Origin of the sequence: Nocardia nepalensis, assembly GCF_048910785.1 — a bacterium.
GTDB classification, from domain to species: Bacteria; Actinomycetota; Actinomycetes; order Mycobacteriales; family Mycobacteriaceae; genus Nocardia; species Nocardia nepalensis.
Map to the genome: position 1 here is coordinate 477,269 of NZ_JBKBET010000031.1, position 18,231 is coordinate 495,499.

At 65.3% G+C, this 18,231-nt stretch carries 16 protein-coding genes; 8 read left to right on the forward strand and 8 right to left on the reverse strand.

The genetic code is table 11. The annotated features are described in order from the left end of the window. Positions 1-340 precede the first annotated feature (340 nt). The 3 genes from ACHQ4I_RS27120 to ACHQ4I_RS27130 all read right to left on the reverse strand — a co-directional run bounded on the left by ACHQ4I_RS27120 (position 341) and on the right by ACHQ4I_RS27130 (position 5,340). A complete protein-coding gene (locus tag ACHQ4I_RS27120) occupies positions 341-2,008 on the reverse strand; it encodes a long-chain fatty acid--CoA ligase (protein ID WP_420774958.1) in 1,668 nt (555 codons plus the stop codon). A gap of 75 nt (positions 2,009-2,083) precedes the next feature. Continuing rightward, complete coding sequence (locus ACHQ4I_RS27125; RefSeq protein ID WP_420774672.1) at positions 2,084-3,781, reverse strand: aldehyde dehydrogenase family protein; 1,698 nt, start codon at positions 3,779-3,781, stop codon at positions 2,084-2,086. Then, entirely contained in the window at positions 3,778-5,340 is a 1,563-nt protein-coding gene (locus tag ACHQ4I_RS27130; RefSeq protein ID WP_420774673.1) for a GMC family oxidoreductase, read from the reverse strand. The genes ACHQ4I_RS27125 and ACHQ4I_RS27130 overlap by 4 nt, the downstream gene beginning before the upstream one ends. Before the next feature lie 177 nt (positions 5,341-5,517). Between ACHQ4I_RS27130 and ACHQ4I_RS27135 the strand changes: the two genes are divergently transcribed. Then, complete coding sequence (locus ACHQ4I_RS27135) at positions 5,518-6,702, forward strand: PucR family transcriptional regulator (protein ID WP_420774674.1); 1,185 nt, start codon at positions 5,518-5,520, stop codon at positions 6,700-6,702. Positions 6,703-6,770: 68 nt separating this feature from the next. Here the strand turns inward: ACHQ4I_RS27135 and ACHQ4I_RS27140 are convergent, their stop codons facing one another. Continuing rightward, entirely contained in the window at positions 6,771-7,334 is a 564-nt protein-coding gene (locus ACHQ4I_RS27140) for a PadR family transcriptional regulator (RefSeq protein ID WP_420774675.1), read from the reverse strand. Between the two features lie 123 nt (positions 7,335-7,457). Here ACHQ4I_RS27140 and ACHQ4I_RS27145 point away from each other — a divergent pair, with 123 nt between their 5' ends. Genes ACHQ4I_RS27145 through ACHQ4I_RS27155 form a run of 3 tightly spaced genes read left to right on the forward strand, consistent with a single transcriptional unit; the run spans position 7,458 to position 10,508 of the window. Further along, the gene (locus ACHQ4I_RS27145) at positions 7,458-7,874 is read left to right on the forward strand and encodes a nuclear transport factor 2 family protein (RefSeq protein ID WP_420774676.1); all 417 of its coding nucleotides are present in this window, start codon (positions 7,458-7,460) and stop codon (positions 7,872-7,874) included. Further along, on the forward strand, positions 7,871-9,358 hold the full coding sequence (locus ACHQ4I_RS27150) for a phytoene desaturase family protein (RefSeq protein WP_420774677.1): 1,488 nt from the start codon (positions 7,871-7,873) through the stop codon (positions 9,356-9,358). The genes ACHQ4I_RS27145 and ACHQ4I_RS27150 overlap by 4 nt, the downstream gene beginning before the upstream one ends. 13 nt (positions 9,359-9,371) lie before the next feature. Continuing rightward, positions 9,372-10,508 (forward strand): 2Fe-2S iron-sulfur cluster-binding protein, encoded by a 1,137-nt coding sequence (locus ACHQ4I_RS27155; RefSeq protein WP_420774678.1) that lies wholly within the window; start codon positions 9,372-9,374, stop codon positions 10,506-10,508. Between the two features lie 140 nt (positions 10,509-10,648). Here the strand turns inward: ACHQ4I_RS27155 and ACHQ4I_RS27160 are convergent, their stop codons facing one another. Together ACHQ4I_RS27160 and ACHQ4I_RS27165 are read right to left on the reverse strand one after the other, a co-directional pair. After that, on the reverse strand, positions 10,649-11,155 hold the full coding sequence (locus tag ACHQ4I_RS27160; RefSeq protein WP_420774679.1) for an SRPBCC family protein: 507 nt from the start codon (positions 11,153-11,155) through the stop codon (positions 10,649-10,651). Next, positions 11,152-11,937, reverse strand: coding sequence for an SDR family NAD(P)-dependent oxidoreductase (locus ACHQ4I_RS27165; protein ID WP_420774680.1), 786 nt, complete (start codon positions 11,935-11,937; stop codon positions 11,152-11,154). Before ACHQ4I_RS27165 ends, ACHQ4I_RS27160 begins: the two co-directional genes overlap by 4 nt. Before the next feature lie 78 nt (positions 11,938-12,015). Here ACHQ4I_RS27165 and ACHQ4I_RS27170 point away from each other — a divergent pair, with 78 nt between their 5' ends. Continuing rightward, entirely contained in the window at positions 12,016-12,591 is a 576-nt protein-coding gene (locus ACHQ4I_RS27170; RefSeq protein WP_420774681.1) for a TetR/AcrR family transcriptional regulator, read from the forward strand. 58 nt (positions 12,592-12,649) lie between these two features. Here the strand turns inward: ACHQ4I_RS27170 and ACHQ4I_RS27175 are convergent, their stop codons facing one another. Both ACHQ4I_RS27175 and ACHQ4I_RS27180 read right to left on the reverse strand, forming a co-directional pair. Beyond that, entirely contained in the window at positions 12,650-13,564 is a 915-nt protein-coding gene (locus ACHQ4I_RS27175) for a phosphotransferase family protein (protein ID WP_420774682.1), read from the reverse strand. A gap of 7 nt (positions 13,565-13,571) precedes the next feature. Continuing rightward, positions 13,572-14,897, reverse strand: coding sequence for a helix-turn-helix domain-containing protein (locus ACHQ4I_RS27180; RefSeq protein ID WP_420774683.1), 1,326 nt, complete (start codon positions 14,895-14,897; stop codon positions 13,572-13,574). A 242-nt stretch (positions 14,898-15,139) separates the two neighbouring features. Here ACHQ4I_RS27180 and ACHQ4I_RS27185 point away from each other — a divergent pair, with 242 nt between their 5' ends. The 3 genes from ACHQ4I_RS27185 to cyaB all read left to right on the forward strand — a co-directional run bounded on the left by ACHQ4I_RS27185 (position 15,140) and on the right by cyaB (position 17,998). Then, positions 15,140-15,583, forward strand: coding sequence for a hypothetical protein (locus ACHQ4I_RS27185; protein ID WP_420774684.1), 444 nt, complete (start codon positions 15,140-15,142; stop codon positions 15,581-15,583). A 460-nt stretch (positions 15,584-16,043) separates the two neighbouring features. Further along, positions 16,044-17,423, forward strand: coding sequence for a class I SAM-dependent methyltransferase (locus ACHQ4I_RS27190; protein WP_420774685.1), 1,380 nt, complete (start codon positions 16,044-16,046; stop codon positions 17,421-17,423). 8 nt (positions 17,424-17,431) lie between these two features. Then, positions 17,432-17,998: a class IV adenylate cyclase gene (gene cyaB / locus ACHQ4I_RS27195; protein WP_420774686.1), complete on the forward strand. Its 567-nt coding sequence runs from the start codon at positions 17,432-17,434 to the stop codon at positions 17,996-17,998. Positions 17,999-18,231 lie beyond the last annotated feature (233 nt).

The following is an 18,231-nucleotide window of genomic DNA, read 5'->3' on the forward strand; positions in this document are numbered from 1 at the left end:
ACTTAGCAACATGTGAACGGACTGTCCGAGCTTTCCGCGATCTACTCGAATCGACTCGACGAACCGGCCGACCACGACGCCATACCTTTGGATTACCAGTACGATAACGCGGAGCCTTGTCTAGGACGTTTCATGCAACCCAGCGCGCAAGATCGGGAAAGGCGGCCGGTACAGCGGCGCAAACATACCGACAGCGTTCGAATTGTCAGTCACTTAGAGCAAATGCATACTGCCTCGGGAAGGTCATTGGCCGCGGTGTGTTACCACTCGCGCGCAGGCCGCCGAGGCCTGCGCGCGAGTGGGTCGCGGTCTCACTCCGGAAAGGAGCTGCCCTACCCGTTCACCTGCGGCCGACCTGCGCGTCGGAGGCGTCGGTCGCGGTCACGATCTCCAGTTCACCGTGCGCGTATTGCGCCCGCAGGCGTTTCTTGTCGAACTTCCCTACGCTGGTCTTCGGAACCTCGGTGATGAACGTCCAGCGCTCGGGCAGTTGCCATTTGGCGAACTTGTCGGCGAGGAAGGCGCGCAGTGCCGGGGCGTCGGCCGCCGCCCCGGTGCGCAACACCGTGGCGACGACGGGACGTTCGTCCCACTTCTCATCCGGGACGCCGAAGACCGCGGCTTCGGCCACAGCCGGATGGGCCATGATGGTGTTCTCCAGATCGACCGAGGAAATCCATTCGCCGCCGGATTTGATGATGTCCTTGGCGCGGTCGACGAGGGTGAGATAACCGTCGGGTGAGATGGTTCCGACATCACCGGTGCGCAGCCACCCGTCGCGGAATTTGTCAGCATCGGCGCCGGGGTGATCCGGGGTGTAGTAGGAGCCGGTGATCCACGGGCCGCGAACCTCCAACTCCCCCATCGACTTTCCGTCCCACGACTGCACTGTGCCGTCTTCGGCCACCAGTCTGGCCTTGACCAGCGGCGGGAAGCGGCCCTGGGTGACCCGGTAGGCGAATTCCTCCTCGCCGGTCGCGCCGAGCGGCGGCCAGGCGATGGTGCCGAGCGGCGAGGTCTCGGTCATGCCCCACGCCTGGATGATGCGCACGCCGTGCTTGTCCTCGAAGGCACGGATCATCGGTGCCGGGACCGCGGATCCGCCGACGACTACCGAGCGCAGGTGGGTGATGTCCTGCGGGTGGTCGTCGAGGGCGGCCAGTACTCCGTTCCACACCGTGGGCACCGCGGCCGCGAAGGTGGGGCGCTCGACGGCCATGAGTTCCAGTAGGGGCCCCGGCTGCAGGAACCGGTCGGGCATGACCAGCGACGCGCCGGACATCAGCGCGGCGTAGGGCAGCCCCCAGGCGTTGGCGTGGAACATCGGCACGATGGCCAGCACACTGTCCTTGCCGCCGACCGCCATGCCGTCGGCCGTGCAGGCGTTCATCGAATGCAGCCAGTTCGATCGATGCGAGTACACCACGCCTTTCGGGTCACCGGTTGTTCCGGAGGTGTAACACATTGCGGCAGCGGAGCGTTCGTCGATCGCCGGGTAGTCGAATTCGACCGGCTGACCGGCAGTGAGCTCGTCGAGCGAGTGGACCGCGATTCCCTGCGGCGCGATCAGATCGGCGGCGTCGCCATTGGCCACGATGACGTGCCGGACCGTGGTCAGTTCGGGCAGGATGCCCGCGAAGATCGGCACCAGCGATCCGTCGACGATGACGACTTGGTCTGCGGCATGGTTGACCACATAGGCGAGCTGTTCGGGAAACAGCCGGATATTGAGCGTGTGCAGTACCGCGCCCATGGCCGGGATGCCGGTGTAGGCGACCAGATGCTCGTTGTTGTTCCACATGAAGGTGCCCACCCGATCGCCGGGACCGACCCCGAGTGAGCGCAGTGCGTGCGCCAATTGTGCTGCCTTGAAGCCCAATTCGGCATAGGTCAGCACTCGGGACCCGCTACCCGTCCACGTTCGGACCGTCGCGTCGGCGTGTGCAGTCGCCGCGAAGCGCAGCAGTGCGGCCAGCGACAACGGCTCGTCCTGCATCGTGCTCGACATGGGCATGGGCAGGCCGGCTTGCTCGTTGTTCGTGCTCATCGTTTCAGAATCGGTTCCTTATCGAGATCGGTGCGCTCAGCCGCGCAGCGCGCTGGCGAAGATGCCGGGTAGGGCGGATATCCGGGGCTTCTTCGCGAAGTCGGTGAGCCGTCGCAGGGTGGTGGCCTGGGTGCGGTTGGTGACGAACCACGGCGGTTTGGGCGAGAGGGTGAATTCGCCGTGCAGCACCGAACGCGGGGCGGGGCGGAACGGCCCGCGGATCACGCTGCGTTCGGGTTCCTCGATCAGCAAGGCGTTGTGCACCACGCCGATTCCGCTCTGGATGTCGTCGAGAGTGTGGCCGGGGAACCCACCCCAGGTCGCGCGCGCGGTCAGATATCCCAACCCGGTCCAGGCGTTGATGGCGATGGTGCCGTAGCGCAATCGCTCGATGGCAGTCTCGAATTCGGAACCGAGCGCCTTGACGCTGCGGGGGTGGGCGATGACGTTGATCCCGAGGGTCCCCTCGAACTCGCTGTTGCACACCCGAACCGCTTCGGCCAGGAATTCGCCGGTGTCGCCGGGCAATTCGATGACGCCGAGAACCGGTGCGAAGTATTCGGTGTGCAGTGCCCGCTCGCCCTTGGTGGGAATCAGGCCCTCGATGAGGGTGCGCGGCCCGATGGCCTGCGCTCGCGGATAGGTGCTGCGCGCCGCCGCGACCCGGTCGGCCGAGCCGGGGTAATAGTCGCTGCGTGCCGGTGTCCGCGCGATCGCCGCCCGCAGTTCGGCGAGGAATTGCTGCTTCTGCGGCCAGTCCGAGCTGATGACCGCGACCTGCGCGGCAATGCAGTTGTAGCCGTTGTTGTGCAGGCGCTGCGTGGCCAGATGCTCGGCCTGGAACCGCAGATCGGCCTTGGACCAGCGGCCCGGCACCACGATGGTCGGCGAGACGCCACCGAGTTCGCTGGTGATCGGCTTGTCCAGCAACGGCCTTCCCTCGGCCTTGCGGTCTACTGCCTCGGCACCGGTCCCCCACACGATGGCGTCGTGGGTGGCCGCACTGCCGGTCATGTGCACGGCCGCCACGCCCGGGTGGCCGACCAGGGCCGAACCGATATCCGCGCCGCCGGTCACGATGCGCACGAATCCCTGCTCGATGGCCGGTGCGAAGACCTTCTCCAGCACCGGCAGCAGCGGATCGGTGATGGGATTGAGCTTCAGGACGACCACGCGGTTATCGGCGAAGAGCTGATAGATCACATCCAACGGCGCGATGGAGAAGATATTGCCCGCGCCGAGCACGACACCGACACCATTGGTGCGCTGCGGTGTGCGTAGCCCCAACCCAGCTCGCGCCCGCAGGGTGTCGGCGTCGACGCCCGGCCGTGACCACACCTCGGCGTGGAACCCGTTGAGCAGCAACCATTCGAACGCGTCGTGCGGGAATACGTCGACGGCGACGCGGCCGCCGGGTGCGGTCCGGATCGGGTATCCGTCGACCGGACTGCGCCCCGCCTCGAGAGCCTGCACGGTCTGGATGAGCGCGGCGATCGAGGTCAGCAGCGAGTACGGCCCGCTGGACCATTCCTCGCCCAGCAGCGGCGAATTCGCGGGCAGACCCTTGATGACGGCGGCCGTCTCGACCCATTCCGTCGCGTACGCAGCGACATTGGCGTGCAGCTGTTCCAACAGTGCCCGCCGAGCGGCCAAACCTGTTTTGCCCCAAGCCTTCTCGCCCTCCCGCAGGGCGGCGATGGCGGAATCGATGGATGTTGCGGTGGTGGCGCTCATCGAGCGGCTCCTTCCGAGTCGGCGGCGATCATGTCGGCGGCCTTCTCCGCGATCATGATCGTGGGCGCGTTGGTGTTTCCCCGCACGACGGTCGGCATGACCGATGCGTCGGCCACCCGCAGCCCGGACAGCCCGAATACCCGCAGCCGCGGATCGACGACCGCGCCGATGGCACAGGTGGATGTGGGGTGGTACAGCGTCTGGGTGGTGCGACGGGCGAAGTCCAGCAGGTCGTCCTCGGAATCCGAGGCCGGAACCGTGAATTCGCCGGTGATCACTTCTCGCAGCGCCGGTTGATCGGCGATGTCGAGGGCGATCCGCAGCGCCGCGACCATGGTCGCGCGGTCCTCGTCGGTACTCAGGTAGTTGTGGCGGATGCGCGGCGCCGCCTGCGGAGCCGCGGAACGCAGCGTGACCTCCCCGCGGCTGGTCGGGCTGATCAGGCAGGGGCCGAATCCGAAGCCGTGCGCGGTGAGCGGGCCCATGCCTTCCTCATAGAACAGCGCCGGGGCCTGATGGAATTGCACGTCGGGTCCGGGCAAGCCGGGACGGGTCTCGAAAAAGCCGCCGGATTCGCCGACATTCGAGGTCAACGGTCCGCGACCGGCAGTCTGCAGAAGCGCCAGGTTCTCCGGCGACATGGCCGTCATCAGCGATTCGCGATCGGTGCGGTAGTTGAGGAACACCGCCGGGTGGTCCTGCAGATTCTGGCCCACCGGCAGTTCACGAACGCTCTCGATCCCGAAGGGGGCCAGCTGATCCGCGGGCCCGACGCCGGACAGCAGCAGCAGGTGCGCGGATCCGTAGGCGCCCGCCGCCAGCACCACCTCACGACGAGCGCTGATCACCTCCGTCGCGGCGCCCGAACCGATCAGCACACCGGTCGCGCGATCGCCGTCGAAGATCACCCGGTGCGCCAGCGCCCCGGTGATCAGCGTCAGGTTGGGTCGGTCCAGCGCCGGATGCAGATAGGCCAGGGCCGCGCTGCATCGCATGCCGTCGCGCTGTGTTAATTGGTAGGGGCCGACGCCCAATTGGGTGGCGCCGTTGAAATCGTCGTTGCGCCGGAACCCCGCCTGTTCGGCGGCCTCCAGGAAGGCATCGTCCAGCGGATTGCGCGAGCGTCCGTCCGACACCGTCAGCGGCCCGCCCGCCCCGTGGTAGGCGTCCTTGCCGCCCTCGTTGTCCTCGGACTCGATGAAGTACGGCAGCACCTCGTCGTAGCTCCAGCCGTCCGCGCCACCCGCGGCCCAGCCGTCGTAATCCGCCCGGGCCCCGCGGATATAGATCATCGCGTTCATCGAGCTCGATCCACCCAGTACGCGTCCGCGCGGCAGGTAGACCCGGCGCCCGTACAGCCCGGCCTCCGGCTCGGTATCGAAATCCCAATCCAGCGGGCTCTTGAACAGCGCCGGAAAGGCTACGGGGACGTGAATTTCCTCGGCGGTGTCTCGCGGACCGGCCTCGATCAACGCTACGGTGACATCCGGATTCTCGGACAACCTGGCGGCCAGCACGGATCCCGCGGATCCCGCGCCCACGACGACGTAGTCGTACACGATCGACACCTCTCTGCATTTCCCAACAGACACCGGGGCGTATGACCCCGGTCACTACTGGTGTCGATCCTGCGGGTACGGGTGCCGTCCCCACTATGTGCCCGAGTCGTCCGATAAACCGCATCCGACTGTGCTCGAGCACACTGGGCAGTCCGGGCGGCTGCGTACCATCGACTCATGACAACCCTGATCGGGCCGCCGCCTAATGGGCCCGGGGTGGTTGCTCGCGGCCTTCTCGAGCGCGTCGACGATCTCACCGGCGAACTCGTCGGGAGAATTCGCGCCGGCGACCACGCCTATGCGGAATCGACATTGCTCACCGAGGAGCTGCTGCACACCGTCGTGCACGCCAACCTCGAGGCCGTACTCGGCCAGCTCGCCGGCATCACGGGTCGCCGGTTGGCCCCGGCCATCTCCGCCGGGCGGACCAAGGCCGAGCTCGGACTCCCGTTGGCCGCCCTCCTGCACGCGTACCGCTTGGCGGGGCGACTCATCTGGGAGCGGTCGCTGACGACGGCCACCGACACCGCGCAGGCGGCCCTCACCGTGCTCGGCGCGGACGTCTGGCGGTTGATCGACGACTACTCGAGCGCCGCGGCCGACGCCTATTCCGAGTACCTCGCCGATCGGGCCCGCCGGGCGGACGGCGAACGGCAGACCATGCTGCGCGCACTCTTCCGCACCGAGGTCGAGGGCCCGGCGCTACCCGAGATCACCCGGGCGCTGCATATCCCGAATCTGGGCATGTTCGTTGTCGCGCATGCGGAGGTCGGTCCCGACGGAGCCGAACCGCTGGCGGGCATCGAATCGCGGCTGCGCGCGTTGTTCGTCAATTCCGTCTGGCTGACCGAGCCGGGCGCACGCATCGGCCTGCTGAGCCTGAACGGACCCCGGGCGCACGACCAGGCGCTCGCCCAGCTGCAGCGCTGCGCCGACGGAAGGGTCGGCGTGAGCCGGATCTTCCCGAGCCCGGCCGCGGCGGCCACCGCGCTGCGCGAGGCCGAGCTGGCCGGGCGCTGCGGCCGACCCGGAACCCCTGGCGTCACCACCTACGGAAGCACGCCCGTGCCAACAGTTCTCGCCCACGCTCCGGCGGCCGCGCAGGAACTCGCCGAGGACATTCTCGGCCCGGTACTCGACCTCCCGGACGAGGACCGCGACACCCTCCTACACACCCTCGAACTATGGTTCGAGCACGGCGGATCCAATACCGCGGTGGCCCAGCACCTGCACTACCACCGCAATACCATCCACCAGCGGCTGCGCCGCATCGAAACGCTCACCGGTCGGCGCTGCTCCGATCCGAAATCGGCCGCCGAGCTGTATTTCGCACTGCACGCGGCGCGGTTGCACGGGGTCTGACCTTCGCGTCGTATGTTTATGCGCGCAGAGTCTTCCGAGACGGGCCCGTACGACCAGTGCGGCGGCGTCTAGGTATGCGCCGCCACTCGCCTGTCGATGACCGATAGCGCGAACTCCGCCCAGCGAATGTTCTCCTGCTCGAAGGAAATGCCGCGCAACAGCGTCAGATAGGGCCCGACACGTTCCACCTCGGCCAGATAGGCCTGCTCGCTGCGACCATCGAGCAGCCGCGAGCGCAGCCGTTCGTAGCGGGCCAGTTTCGACTTCGACCACTCCAGCTTCTCGGCCACCGCGGCACGGACGGCCGGAGCGTCCTCGGTCTCCATCCCCTGCACCTTGACCATCATTTCGTCGCGGATGGCGGTGGGCTTGGCGGCCTCTTCGATGAACTCACGCAGCGCCGCTCGCCCCGCGGGAGTGATGGCGTGTAGGCGCTTATTGGGCCGACGCTCCTGCTGGACCACCCGGGTTTCGATGAGCCCATCGGCCGCCATGCGGTCGAGTTCCCGATACAGCTGTTGCGGCGTGGCCATCCAGAAGTTGGCGACCGAGGCATCGAAGCCCTTGGCCAGGTCGTAGCCCGACGCCTCACCCTCGAGCAGGGCGGCCAATACCGCGTTTCGTAGCGCCATCGGCACAGGCTACCAGCTCAAGTGACTATTCAACTTTTTGTCCGCTCCACCCTGGACACGGCGGTCTTTCGTGACTACGGTTCAAGCAACCTATTCAACTAGTTGAGTATCAGAGGTGGAAGCATGCATCCCTTCCGTGCAGCCGTCGAGGCCCGTGACGATGACGCCATCGAGGCCTTGCTGGCCGACAATGTCGTCTTCACCAGTCCGGTGGCGTTCAAGCCGTATCCGGGTAAGGCGATCACCGCGGCCATCCTGCGCGCGGTGATCCGGGTCTTCGAGGACTTCCGCTACGTGCGTGAGATCGCCGATGCGGGCGGGCGCGACCACGCCTTCGTCTTCGAGGCCACCGTCGACGGCAAACAGCTCACCGGCTGCGACTTCCTGCACTTCGACGCGGACGGCAAGATCGACGACTTCATGGTCATGGTGCGTCCGCTGTCGGCCGCGCAGGCGCTGGCCGCGCGCATGGGTGAGCAATTCGAGCGCATCAAGGCCGAAGCCACCGCACAAATCCAGCGCGAGGCGGCCGGGGCGTGAACGACTACGACGCCATCGTCGTCGGCGCGGGCAATGCCGGGCTGACGGCCGCCGCCACCTTGCAGCGCGCGGGTGCGCGAACTCTGTTGCTGGAGCGGCACAATATTCCGGGCGGCTGCGGAACCTCGTTCCGCCGTGGACGTTTCGAATTCGAGGTGGCGCTGCACCAGCTTTCCGGTGTCGGTGTCCAAGGGCAGCCGATCTCGTTGCGGGAGGGCCTGTTCCAGCAGCTGGGCATCGCCGACAAGCTGGAATTCGTGCAGGAGCACGACCTCTACCGTGCGGTGATTCCCGGACAACTGGACCTCACGCTACCCGCCGACTGGGACGCCGCGATCGAGGCCATCGAGGCCGAATTCCCCGGCAACCGCGACCGGACGGCGAAATTCTTCGAACTGCTGAAGCAGATCACGTTCTGGCAGATCGCCGCCATGCGCGGGATGCCCGTCGAGCAGATCGACCCTGTGCTGTTCCAATACGGGCTTCGGCCGCTCAAGGATGTGCTCGACGAGTACTTCGACGACGACCGGATCAAGGTCGCGCTCGGGATGTACTGGACCTATCTCGGGCAGCCGCCGTCGAAGCTACGCTTCCAGGATCTCGCGCTGACGCTGTTCGCGTACTTCGAATTCAAGCCATGGCATGTGCGCGGCGGATCCCAGGCCATGTCCGCGGCCATCCTCGATACCTTCCTGCAGGCCGGGGGCGAGGTGCGGTTCAACACCGCGGTCGAGGCCATTCTCACCGAGGGCGGGCAGGTTCTCGGTGTCCGACTCGATGACGGCACCGAGGTCACCGCGCCCGACGTGATATCCAACGCCTCGCTGCCGACCACCTACGGCATGCTGGAGGGCATCGACATGCCCGCCGCGGTACGAGATGACCTGGCCACCAGGCGAATCGGCGTATCCGGCTTCGTGCTGCACATGGGCTTGGACGCCACCCCGGCCGAACTCGGTTTCACCACCAGCACCACCTTCGTCAATATGGACACCGACGACGACCGCACCTACGACGCGTGGCGATCCTTCCAGCCCGCCCGCGGCATCTGTGTCAGCTCTTACGATGTCGCGCCCATCGGCTTCGCGCCCGCCGGGGCGACCCACGTCAGCCTGATGACGCTGCAGTATGCCGACATCTGGAAGAACGTCGCCCCCTCGGAGTACGCGCGCACCAAGTTCGCCTACGCCGACACGCTGCTGGATCTGTGCGAGACCGTCACTCCCGGAATCCGCGACGCCATCGAAGAGGTCGATGTCGCAACGCCTTTGACCATGATGCGCTACCTCGGCCACCCTGGTGGTGCCATCTACGGCTACGACCAGGACAGCGCCGAAGGCTGGCTGTTCCGCAACAGCGAACGCGAAACCCATATTCCCGGACTGCATCTCGCCGGATCGTGGTCGGGCATCGGCGGATTCCAACCCACCCTCGAAGCAGGCGCGCGCGTCGCGCGTCGCCTATTGCGCACCAAGGCAGCCTGAACGGAGCACATAGATGAAGCACCCCCTCGCAGAACGGTTCGACGGCGCGGCGCAGATTCTCGCCGAAATCGATTCCCGTATCCCTGACACCCGCGACCACGGCGCTGAAACCCGCGCCACCGTAAACGCCTACCACCCCAAGCGATTACAACTGGTCGTCGCCGAGATCATCGACGAGACCGTGACCACCAAGACCTTCCGCCTCGAGGGCCTCGACCAGTCCGAGCTACCGCCGTTCCTGGCCGGTCAGTACATCAACGTCTTCATCGACGGCACCAGCCGCCCCTACGCCATCTCCTCCAGCCCCACCAGCCTGGACCACTACGACCTCACGGTCCGCCGCGTCCCTGGTGGCCGCATCAGCAATCTGCTCATCGACACCGTGCAAGTCGGGCAGATCCTCACCACGACCGGGCCGATGGGCACCTTCCACCACAACCCGCTCTTCCACGGCGACGACCTGGTATTCCTCGCGGGCGGTTCCGGTGTCGCCCCGGCGATGAGCATGATCCGCGAGATCGTCGACGGCGATCTGGACCGCACATTCCATCTCGTCTACGGCTCCCGCTCCGCCGCCGACATCATCTTCCGCACCGAACTCGACGCACTCGCCGCCCGATACCCCGGTGTCGTAGTCGATCACGTCATCGCCGAGCCCGACGCCGACTGGACCGGCCCCACCGGATTCCTCACCGCCGACACCATCCGCACTCTGGCGGGCGAACTCGACAGCCGCATGGTCTACGTGTGCGGCCCGCAGGCACTCTACCCATACGCGCTCGGACAACTCCGCGCACTCGGCCAGCCGCGCAAGCGAATTCGCTTCGAAGCCAACGGCGCACCGAGCGACCCTGCCGCCCAACCCCATTGGCCCACCGACGTGGACCCCGCCGAGGAGGTCACCATCACCGTCGGCGAAACCAGTTTCCGCACTCCGCGCAACCGCCCGCTGCTGGATGCGTTGGAGGACAACAATATTCGGCCCGAAGCCGCATGCCGCTCCGGTGAGTGCAGTCTATGCCGAGTGCGGATCGTCAAGGGCGAGGTGCACACCGCCGAGGAGGCGAAACTGCGGCTGTCCGACGACACATTCGGCTACACCCACTCCTGCGTGGCCTACCCGATCAGCGATGTGGAGATCGATCTGTGACCGAAACTGCTCGCCACCGCCCTCGGTGACGTGCAAGCAATGACTGCCGCATTGACCGGACACCCGATGGAACTCGAGGAATCCCGCAGCTCCGACGAGGTCCCTCCAACGCGAACGATGTCGAGGATGTTCGCAGCGTCTCAGCTCGGTGGGATCGGGTTGGCGCTGGCGTATCGAGCGAGTCCGGCGGCGAATCGGTCGAACATGGGCCGGAACACGGTGTGCACCAGGCGCGACTGCGCCGGGCGTAGCGCGGCGGCCGGGTCGAGATGGACCTGCCAAACCAGTCTGCAATGGTCGGTGTCGATGGGCTCGAGGGTGATGTCTTCGATCATCCTGCGCGCCAACGGAATCGACATTGCGTCGGCGGAGAACGCGAATCTGAGTCCCGGCTCCCACGCGAGGAACCTTTCTCGCACGGTGATCCAGCGCAAGTGGATGTCACGAACCGTGGCCGCACCGTAGGGTGCCGTGCCGTACCAGGTGGTGGCACGGTAGCCCTCGGCCCACCCGCGTTGCCCCTCGCCGGTGGCGAGTATGTCGAAGGTGCGCTGCGCCGAGGCCGCGACGATGCGCTGGCTGTGCAGGTGGTGGCGCATCGACGGGACGTCATCGAGATAGCTGGGGCGCAAGGCGTACATGGTCATTTCGGTGCCACCAGAGCGCGCGTCACCCGAATCGCCGTCCGCCGCGGCAGAACTCGGGGTAGCCGCGCCGACCACGCGTTCGCGATACCGGATACGACACTCGGCGGCGGCTTGCGGCGATCCAGACCGCGCATCGCCGTCGCGGCTACCTGCGACGGCGTCTGCCGCCCGCCGACACTGGCGGATTCGCCTGCCACATCGAAGAATTCGGTATCGGTCGCGCCCGGACAGAGAGCGAGCACATCGACGCCCGTACCCTCCAGTTCCCCCCACAGCGCCTCGGTGAACGACAGCACGAACGCCTTCGTCGCGCCGTACACCGCCATATACGGGATCGGCTGAAACGCGGCGGTGGAGGCGACGTTCAGCACCACTCCCCGCCCACGCCGGACCATCGCGGGCAATAACGCCCGTGTCAACCCCACAACTGCGCCGACGTTGACCGCGACCTCGTCACCCAGTCGCGTGGCGTCCTGCTCGACGAACGTGCCATGGGTCGCGAAACCGGCATTGTTGACCAGTACATCGATCGGGGCGTCGCCGGCATCGAGGAGCCGTGCGAGCCGCTCGACCTCCGCGGGGACCGACAGATCGGCGGCAACGACGCGCGCCCGGATGCCGTGCGCCTGTTCGAGTTGGGTTGCCAGATCGCGAAGTCGGTCCTCCCGACGGGCGACCAGCACCAGATCACACTGCCGCCGCGCCAGGGCTGTGGCCAATTCGGCCCCGATACCGCTGCTCGCACCGGTGACGACGGCAGTCGCGCCGCTCCATTCCCGCATATCTACCTCCTGAAGGTGAACAGGTGTTCAGCTAGTTATACTTAACACCTGTTCAGTGATCGATGTCAAGGAGGTTCGATGAGCACCACGCGGCAACGCCTGGCTCGCGGCGAGGGCGAACAACTGCGCGCAGAACTGGTCACCGCGGCCATCGATCTGCTGCTGGAGCCCCAAGCCCCGTCTGCCCCGTCGCTGCGCGCGATCGCGCGTGCATGCGGTGTCGCCCCCAGCGCGGTCTACATGCATTTCCCATCCCAGGAAGCACTCATGTACGCCGTCACAGAAGAGCTGTTCGGTCGACTCCGCGCCACGCTCGACGCCAACGAAACCACCGACGCAAACCCCGCCGCCCGGCTCCGCTCGCTGGTCGAGGCATATCTCGACTGGGCCGACAACCATCCGGGCGCCTACCAACTACTGTTCGAACGCCCCGATCCCCCAATCGAAACCGGCCCCGGACCGGGCCTGGACCTACTCGACCGCCTCGGCAACTTGCTCGACACCACCGGCGACGGAGGGACGCACCCACTGCGCGTATGGAGCGTCCTACATGGCATCGCCTCGCTCCGCATCCACAAGCCAACAGCCCCATGGACGTCAGGACCCCAGGAAGACGCCTGGACGATCATCCAGGCACTCACCGCACTACCGTGACCACCGCGTCGATGCCCGGAAAGGGTTGCCCATCGGCGTGGACAGCAGAAGGTCAAGCCTAATGTCCGCGCGGAACGTATTGGCTCCATGAGGTCGTCCGGTTGCCTGCACGGATGTCATCGATTCGTTGCTGCAACCGGTCGGCGTGCTCTGCTGACGCCGTCGCTCGCCGCAGCGGGCCAGTTACCTGAACAAGATCGCGCATGTCTAGTAGCACTCGGTATCCAGACCACTGCGATAAGTCGTAGCCATACTCCTCGATGAAGTTCTGAACCCACGTCTCGTCGCGGCCGTAGCGCACCGCGGCGTGCCATGTCGGTATCAGGTCGACTTCTCGCGGCCCGATGCTGACCCAGTCCCAGTCTCCGAGTATCGCGCGCACAGGATTTGTTCGGCTGTCCCACAGCAGATTTCCCGCCCAGGCATCGCCATGGATAAGCCCGACTCCCAACGGCCAGTCGAGTTCACTCAGTTCCTTGCGAATCTCGTCGATGCGCCGCAGCAGCCATGACCGTTCTTTATCGCTTATCGTGCCAGTTGCGCGGTCCTCGAGCAGTGCTCCGCGCAGAGACGCGAGAGGCGTCCATCGTTGGAGTTCGATCTCGGGCGTAGGTAGGTCATGCAGCGAACGCAGTAGGCCTCCCAGCTCTTTCGATGTCGGTCCGGAGGTGTCGGGCAGTTGCGGGTAGTACTGCCAGAAACCGACCGTATAGCCATTGACTCGCACCGGTTCCACGTTAGGCAAGGGAGCTGTCGCACCGAATTTGTGCCGTGCCGTCAGCCACTGAGTTACCGCGTACGTCCGTCTCGGCCTGTCCGGGTCCGCCTCGTTAGTGCTCACCCGTCCAACGGCTGCGTGACGCGGCAGGACGTAAACAGCGTTGCTCGAATGGTGAATCAATTCCGCGCCAGTGGAATCGAGCCCGCGAGCTTCGCACGCCTGGGATAGTGCCGCGTACTCTTCCGATGACATGCCAGCCTTACCCAACCAGTGCAACTGTTGTTTGAAATTCGTTCTCGACGTGTTGGACGACAGGTAGGTCAGCGTACGGTGCCAAGCGACGACGAACGACGTTGATCGACTCGATTCCACGAGCGCTGGTCAATCCCCGAGCGGCACGCATCGTGTCTTGGAGCACCTGGCATGCCTGCTCGATCTCGACACTGCGGCCCGCTGTGGCCTCGCCGGGTTCGGGTACGTAGGACGCCGCCAGGGTCGCCGCTACCAACACCTGCCGCCGCTCCATGCCAACGGAGTCCGCCAGAACCAGCGGTGCGCGTTGTTGGACATCGACAGCACGCCGCCCATCGTGCGCGACATACATGAACTCTGCCGACAGTTGCCGCTCGGTGAAGAACCGAATCCAATCCGGCTCGTCATCCGGTCGTGCACGGTTCAATCGTCGTTCTGCCTCCAGCATCGCTTGTGCGCCAGCGGTCGCGTCGCCATTCAATGCGTGCGCACGTGCTAGCACTGCGTTGCACCTGGCGGTACTGCTCGGCGAACCCGATTGCTCTGCCGCGCGTACCGCAGCGGTGCCGAACCACAGCGCCTCCTTCGTGTGGTTCAGGTAGTGCGCTTGCATCGACATGTCTGTGAGGATGTGCGCTCCCAACGCGGCATTGCCGCTTGCCTTCGCCAGCCGCAGAGCTTGCCGAAAGTACTTCTGCCCCAGTCCTTGCCGAGCTGAATCGAAGCACATGAAGCCGCTCAGGTCGCACAGTCGCGCCGCGACTGCAAACAGCTCGGGCGCGGTGCGACTGTCGTACGAGCCACACAGCGCCGGTCCGACTACGTCATCAAGAAACCGCGCCAGAGTTGCTCGTGCGTAGCCGCCACCGAGATGGTGGTCCGCATTTGAGAACACTTCGCACATCGACCACATGACCTCGATATCGGCTATGCCAACACGCCGATGGTTCTCGCCTGTGGCGAAGACCGGAACGGTCTCGTCCAACCATTCGCGCACCGGATCGAACACATCGCAGCCAACCCACGGCGCGTTAGACTCGTCCGCTACCAGAGGAACGGGTGAATTCTCTTGTAGCGCTGGCGAATTCATGTCTACCCACATGCGTTCGAGAACGCCGCTGGTGTCCAGTGCTTCGTCCATCCGCTGGGCGAAATCTCGTCCCGGACGCCGTTGAGCCTTCTCTACTTTGCCAATGAGTGAACCGCTGTCGTGACTGATAGCGCCGAGCTGATTCAGCGACATCTTCCGCAACAGCCGCCAGTGCCGCAGTTCAGCGCCGAAGAACTGCTGCACCGACTCCATAGCGGCCAGCTCACGAGGTTGTTGGGCCATCGCTTCATCCTCTGTGACCTGGTCGTTCGGGACCGGTTCCGATGCAGCCTCGGATGCGGACAGATTTTCTGTCCGCATCAAACATATACCGACCTCTGCGCACTGGGTCACAGACTGAACCTGCGTCCGGCGCCGGGCCGATGCCGACTCCTATCTCGGCACATCGACCGGCAATGCCGCTGGTGGGTGGCGCAAGCCCCCGGCGTCGGGCGCGATCCGAAAATCGCAGGGAGGCACCACTCATGACTCGAAACGACGAGGTATGCGCAGTGAACTCGATGCCGCTCCACACCAGCCTTTCCGCGGTTCAGCAAGGGCTGGAAAGCGTTGCAACAGAGGTAATGAGCGAGATTGCGACCGAACACACAGGGTGCGAATTCAAGGGGGTACAAGGCGAAGTGGATGTCAATGTGGAGAAGCTGACCAGGTTGGCTTCCGCGTTGGGGGCCATGCCAGATGTCAGCGAGGAGTCCGAAGAACTTCCCCGTGGATGGGTGCGCTACGACGATGGCACTTGGACGCCGATCTATCCGGACGGTTCAACGGGCCATCAGTTCACCTGGACTCAGATGATCGCTGCCCGTGGCGAGGACATCGGCAACGTTATCGAGTCCCTCCTCGACGCCGGAGTCATCGGTGCGGTTCAAGAGGTTGGGATCGATGTGTTCGACCACGGTAGGGGATGACCATGGGGTTCAACTGGTGGCGAGAAACCGAGGCAGACGAAATGTCACCGCAAGCGATCATCGACCGCGTACAGGCCGAGTGGCGCGCCGAACGCCGACGCGAGCGCATCAGAGCCGAGCAGCCCGATACCAGGCTGTGGCCTGCCGGGTGGCCACACGAGGCTCCCGACCACCCGCTGAGCGTTCCCGAAGCTCACCAGATCATGCAGCGCCACAGGCAGTGCCGCGCCGATCAGTGCCCACGCAAGGCAGCAGCTCGACAAACGTTGATCGATGCCGGACGGATGAAGCCGGACACCTCGCGGGAGCCCCAATGAGGTTCGTAGCCGGAAGCGCATTCGTAGCCGCGGCCGATGGCACTGCCGAACTACCCGATCGCCCTACGAATGCCTCGCCCTCGTGCCCTAACCCCTCTCGTGTCGACCGACCACACTCCCAGACCAGAACCCAGCGGTGCGCGATGATCGGTACAGCAAATTCCTTTGCCCACCAACAGAAATCCGAGGCAACCTACCTCGACGTGGCCGCCAACGACCACGGCCACGAGAAGGGACTACTCGTCCATCGTGCCCTTGCTCGGGTTGCCGATGCCGCCCCGCACGTCGTCGAGATCGGCCCCGGCGGCGGCGCGGCCGTCGCATTCCTGGCATCCCAACTCGTGGTCGAGCCCCGCGATGTTCGTCTCACCCTCATCGAGGCACCTGGCATAACGTCGCACTCCCTCACCCAGGCCATCGACCGCTTCAACACAGTCGGCACGTGTGTACTGGTACGCGGCTGGGCGCAGGACATCGCGACGCTGGTCAGCGAACCCGTCGATGTCATCAGCGCGTCGGCTCTGCTGCACGAGGTCTACTCCTACGGCGGTGCCTACAGCGGCCTGCACACGATGATCCGGACCTTCCCGAGAGTGCTGAAACCCTACGGTTTCTTCGTCTACCGCGACGTGTACGCCGTGGACGGAACGTCACTGCACGAGCCCGCGGTCCAGTCCTACAGCGGCCCATCGTGGTTGCAGTTCCTGCGCCTGTTCCTGCCGCACTACCTGCATCACGGCACCCACCCCTACCACCATCACGACGATGAGGTCATCGTCCGCCAGAACTCCCGCATTGTCGCAGCCCCGGAACTCGATCCCCGCGTGTGCGCCGTCATCCACGCCCCGATCGGACTGTTCCGCGAGGCACAGCGCCACTACATCACTCTGCGTGATCACGTATGGCGTTCGGGCATCCTGGGATTCACGCCGATACTCGACGGTCAACTCTCGGGAGACTGGATCGACTTCCGCACCGGTCACAAGCGCGTGCATTTCGCCTTCACCGACAGCGCGTGGTTGTCGACCAACGACCGCGCCAACATCCAGGCGGTCAGCGAAACCTACAGCGACCACCACGTAATCGACGGCGACATCTTCGACGCCATCACCGATGTCGCACTGAACCTGTTCCTCGCAGCCGCCGAACACGGCAACAACGACTGCAGCCAGATCTGGGGAAGCTGGCTCGAACGCGAAGGCCGCGAGACCTACGCCTACCTCACCGCCGACGAGTTGCTCACCGCGTTCGCCGTCCACTCCGCCGAGACCGACACCGGTGTGCCGTCAGTCCTCATGCCCGTGCAACCGACAGACGTCTTCGTGCGAGAACGCCACTACTACAACCGATTCCTCGGCAAGAACCTCGCCAACCCACTCAGCGACGCCAAGCAGATGGTGTTGTTCCAGAACATCCCCGTCACCGACTCCGAGGCACTACAGCAAGCACTCGCAACGATCCGCCAACATTGCTCCAAACCCAGCCTCGCCCGCGTCCACACCGCCATCCACACGAGAGGATGATCCACCCCATGCACTTGATCGAGGTCGAGCGTAAACGCGAACTCCCCGACCCCAGGTTCCTCCGACAGCGGCTCACCCAGCTCGGCTACCGCGAGGCCGGACACCTCACCGAAGTCGACACCTACTACAGCCGCCCCGACGTCGACTACATGAAAACCGTTGAATGCCTCCGCATTCGGAACCGCGACGGGTTCGCCGAAATCACCTACAAACCCCCATCCAACGCCACCACCCACAGCGACGCCGACGTGATCGCCAAACGCGAAACCAACGTCACCCTCAGCGGCCCCGACCAAGCCGCAGCCGCCAACCAACTGCTCGCCGCCATCGGCATGGTCGAACTCGTCCGCGTCGAGAAAACTCGAACCATCTACCAGCACCCCGAACACGACGACATCATCGTCGCCATCGACGCCGTCACCCACGCCGGAACCTTCGTCGAAACCGAGGTCACCGCCGCAGACACCGACGCCGCAACCATCCACCTCGAAGAGGTCGAAACCGAACTCGGCATAGCCGATCACCCCGTCGTCAGCCTGCCCTACCGCGATCTGGTCATGGCCGCCGCCCACTGATCACGACCTGAAGAGATCTTCCCGCGCACACACGTCGCCGCGAATGCAGGACGGCAGAACCCCCGGTGTCAGTCCACGAGCCCTCGGACACCGGGGGTTCTTGCATGCGGCAATGCTGCGCCGTGCCGGGTTCGGTTTTCTCGATCCTCCCGATCGCACTGCCGCGCCCCTGAGGGGCTTGCCACCGAACATTAGCGTCGTCTTGTCAGGTTGACCCCGCCGACAGGCAGCCA

Bases quoted from the DNA above. Each gene is read 5' to 3' on its own strand.
- ACHQ4I_RS27120 (WP_420774958.1), bottom strand. From the start codon at position 2,008: ATGTCGAGCACGATGCAGGACGAGCCGTTGTCGCTGGCCGCACTGCTG.
- ACHQ4I_RS27125 (WP_420774672.1), bottom strand. From the start codon at position 3,781: ATGAGCGCCACCACCGCAACATCCATCGATTCCGCCATCGCCGCCCTG.
- ACHQ4I_RS27135 (WP_420774674.1), top strand. From the start codon at position 5,518: ATGACAACCCTGATCGGGCCGCCGCCTAATGGGCCCGGGGTGGTTGCT.
- ACHQ4I_RS27140 (WP_420774675.1), bottom strand. From the start codon at position 7,334: ATGGCGCTACGAAACGCGGTATTGGCCGCCCTGCTCGAGGGTGAGGCG.
- ACHQ4I_RS27145 (WP_420774676.1), top strand. From the start codon at position 7,458: ATGCATCCCTTCCGTGCAGCCGTCGAGGCCCGTGACGATGACGCCATC.
- ACHQ4I_RS27155 (WP_420774678.1), top strand. From the start codon at position 9,372: ATGAAGCACCCCCTCGCAGAACGGTTCGACGGCGCGGCGCAGATTCTC.
- ACHQ4I_RS27160 (WP_420774679.1), bottom strand. From the start codon at position 11,155: ATGACCATGTACGCCTTGCGCCCCAGCTATCTCGATGACGTCCCGTCG.
- ACHQ4I_RS27165 (WP_420774680.1), bottom strand. From the start codon at position 11,937: ATGCGGGAATGGAGCGGCGCGACTGCCGTCGTCACCGGTGCGAGCAGC.
- ACHQ4I_RS27170 (WP_420774681.1), top strand. From the start codon at position 12,016: ATGAGCACCACGCGGCAACGCCTGGCTCGCGGCGAGGGCGAACAACTG.
- ACHQ4I_RS27175 (WP_420774682.1), bottom strand. From the start codon at position 13,564: ATGTCATCGGAAGAGTACGCGGCACTATCCCAGGCGTGCGAAGCTCGC.
- ACHQ4I_RS27180 (WP_420774683.1), bottom strand. From the start codon at position 14,897: ATGGCCCAACAACCTCGTGAGCTGGCCGCTATGGAGTCGGTGCAGCAG.
- ACHQ4I_RS27185 (WP_420774684.1), top strand. From the start codon at position 15,140: ATGACTCGAAACGACGAGGTATGCGCAGTGAACTCGATGCCGCTCCAC.
- ACHQ4I_RS27190 (WP_420774685.1), top strand. From the start codon at position 16,044: ATGATCGGTACAGCAAATTCCTTTGCCCACCAACAGAAATCCGAGGCA.
- cyaB (WP_420774686.1), top strand. From the start codon at position 17,432: ATGCACTTGATCGAGGTCGAGCGTAAACGCGAACTCCCCGACCCCAGG.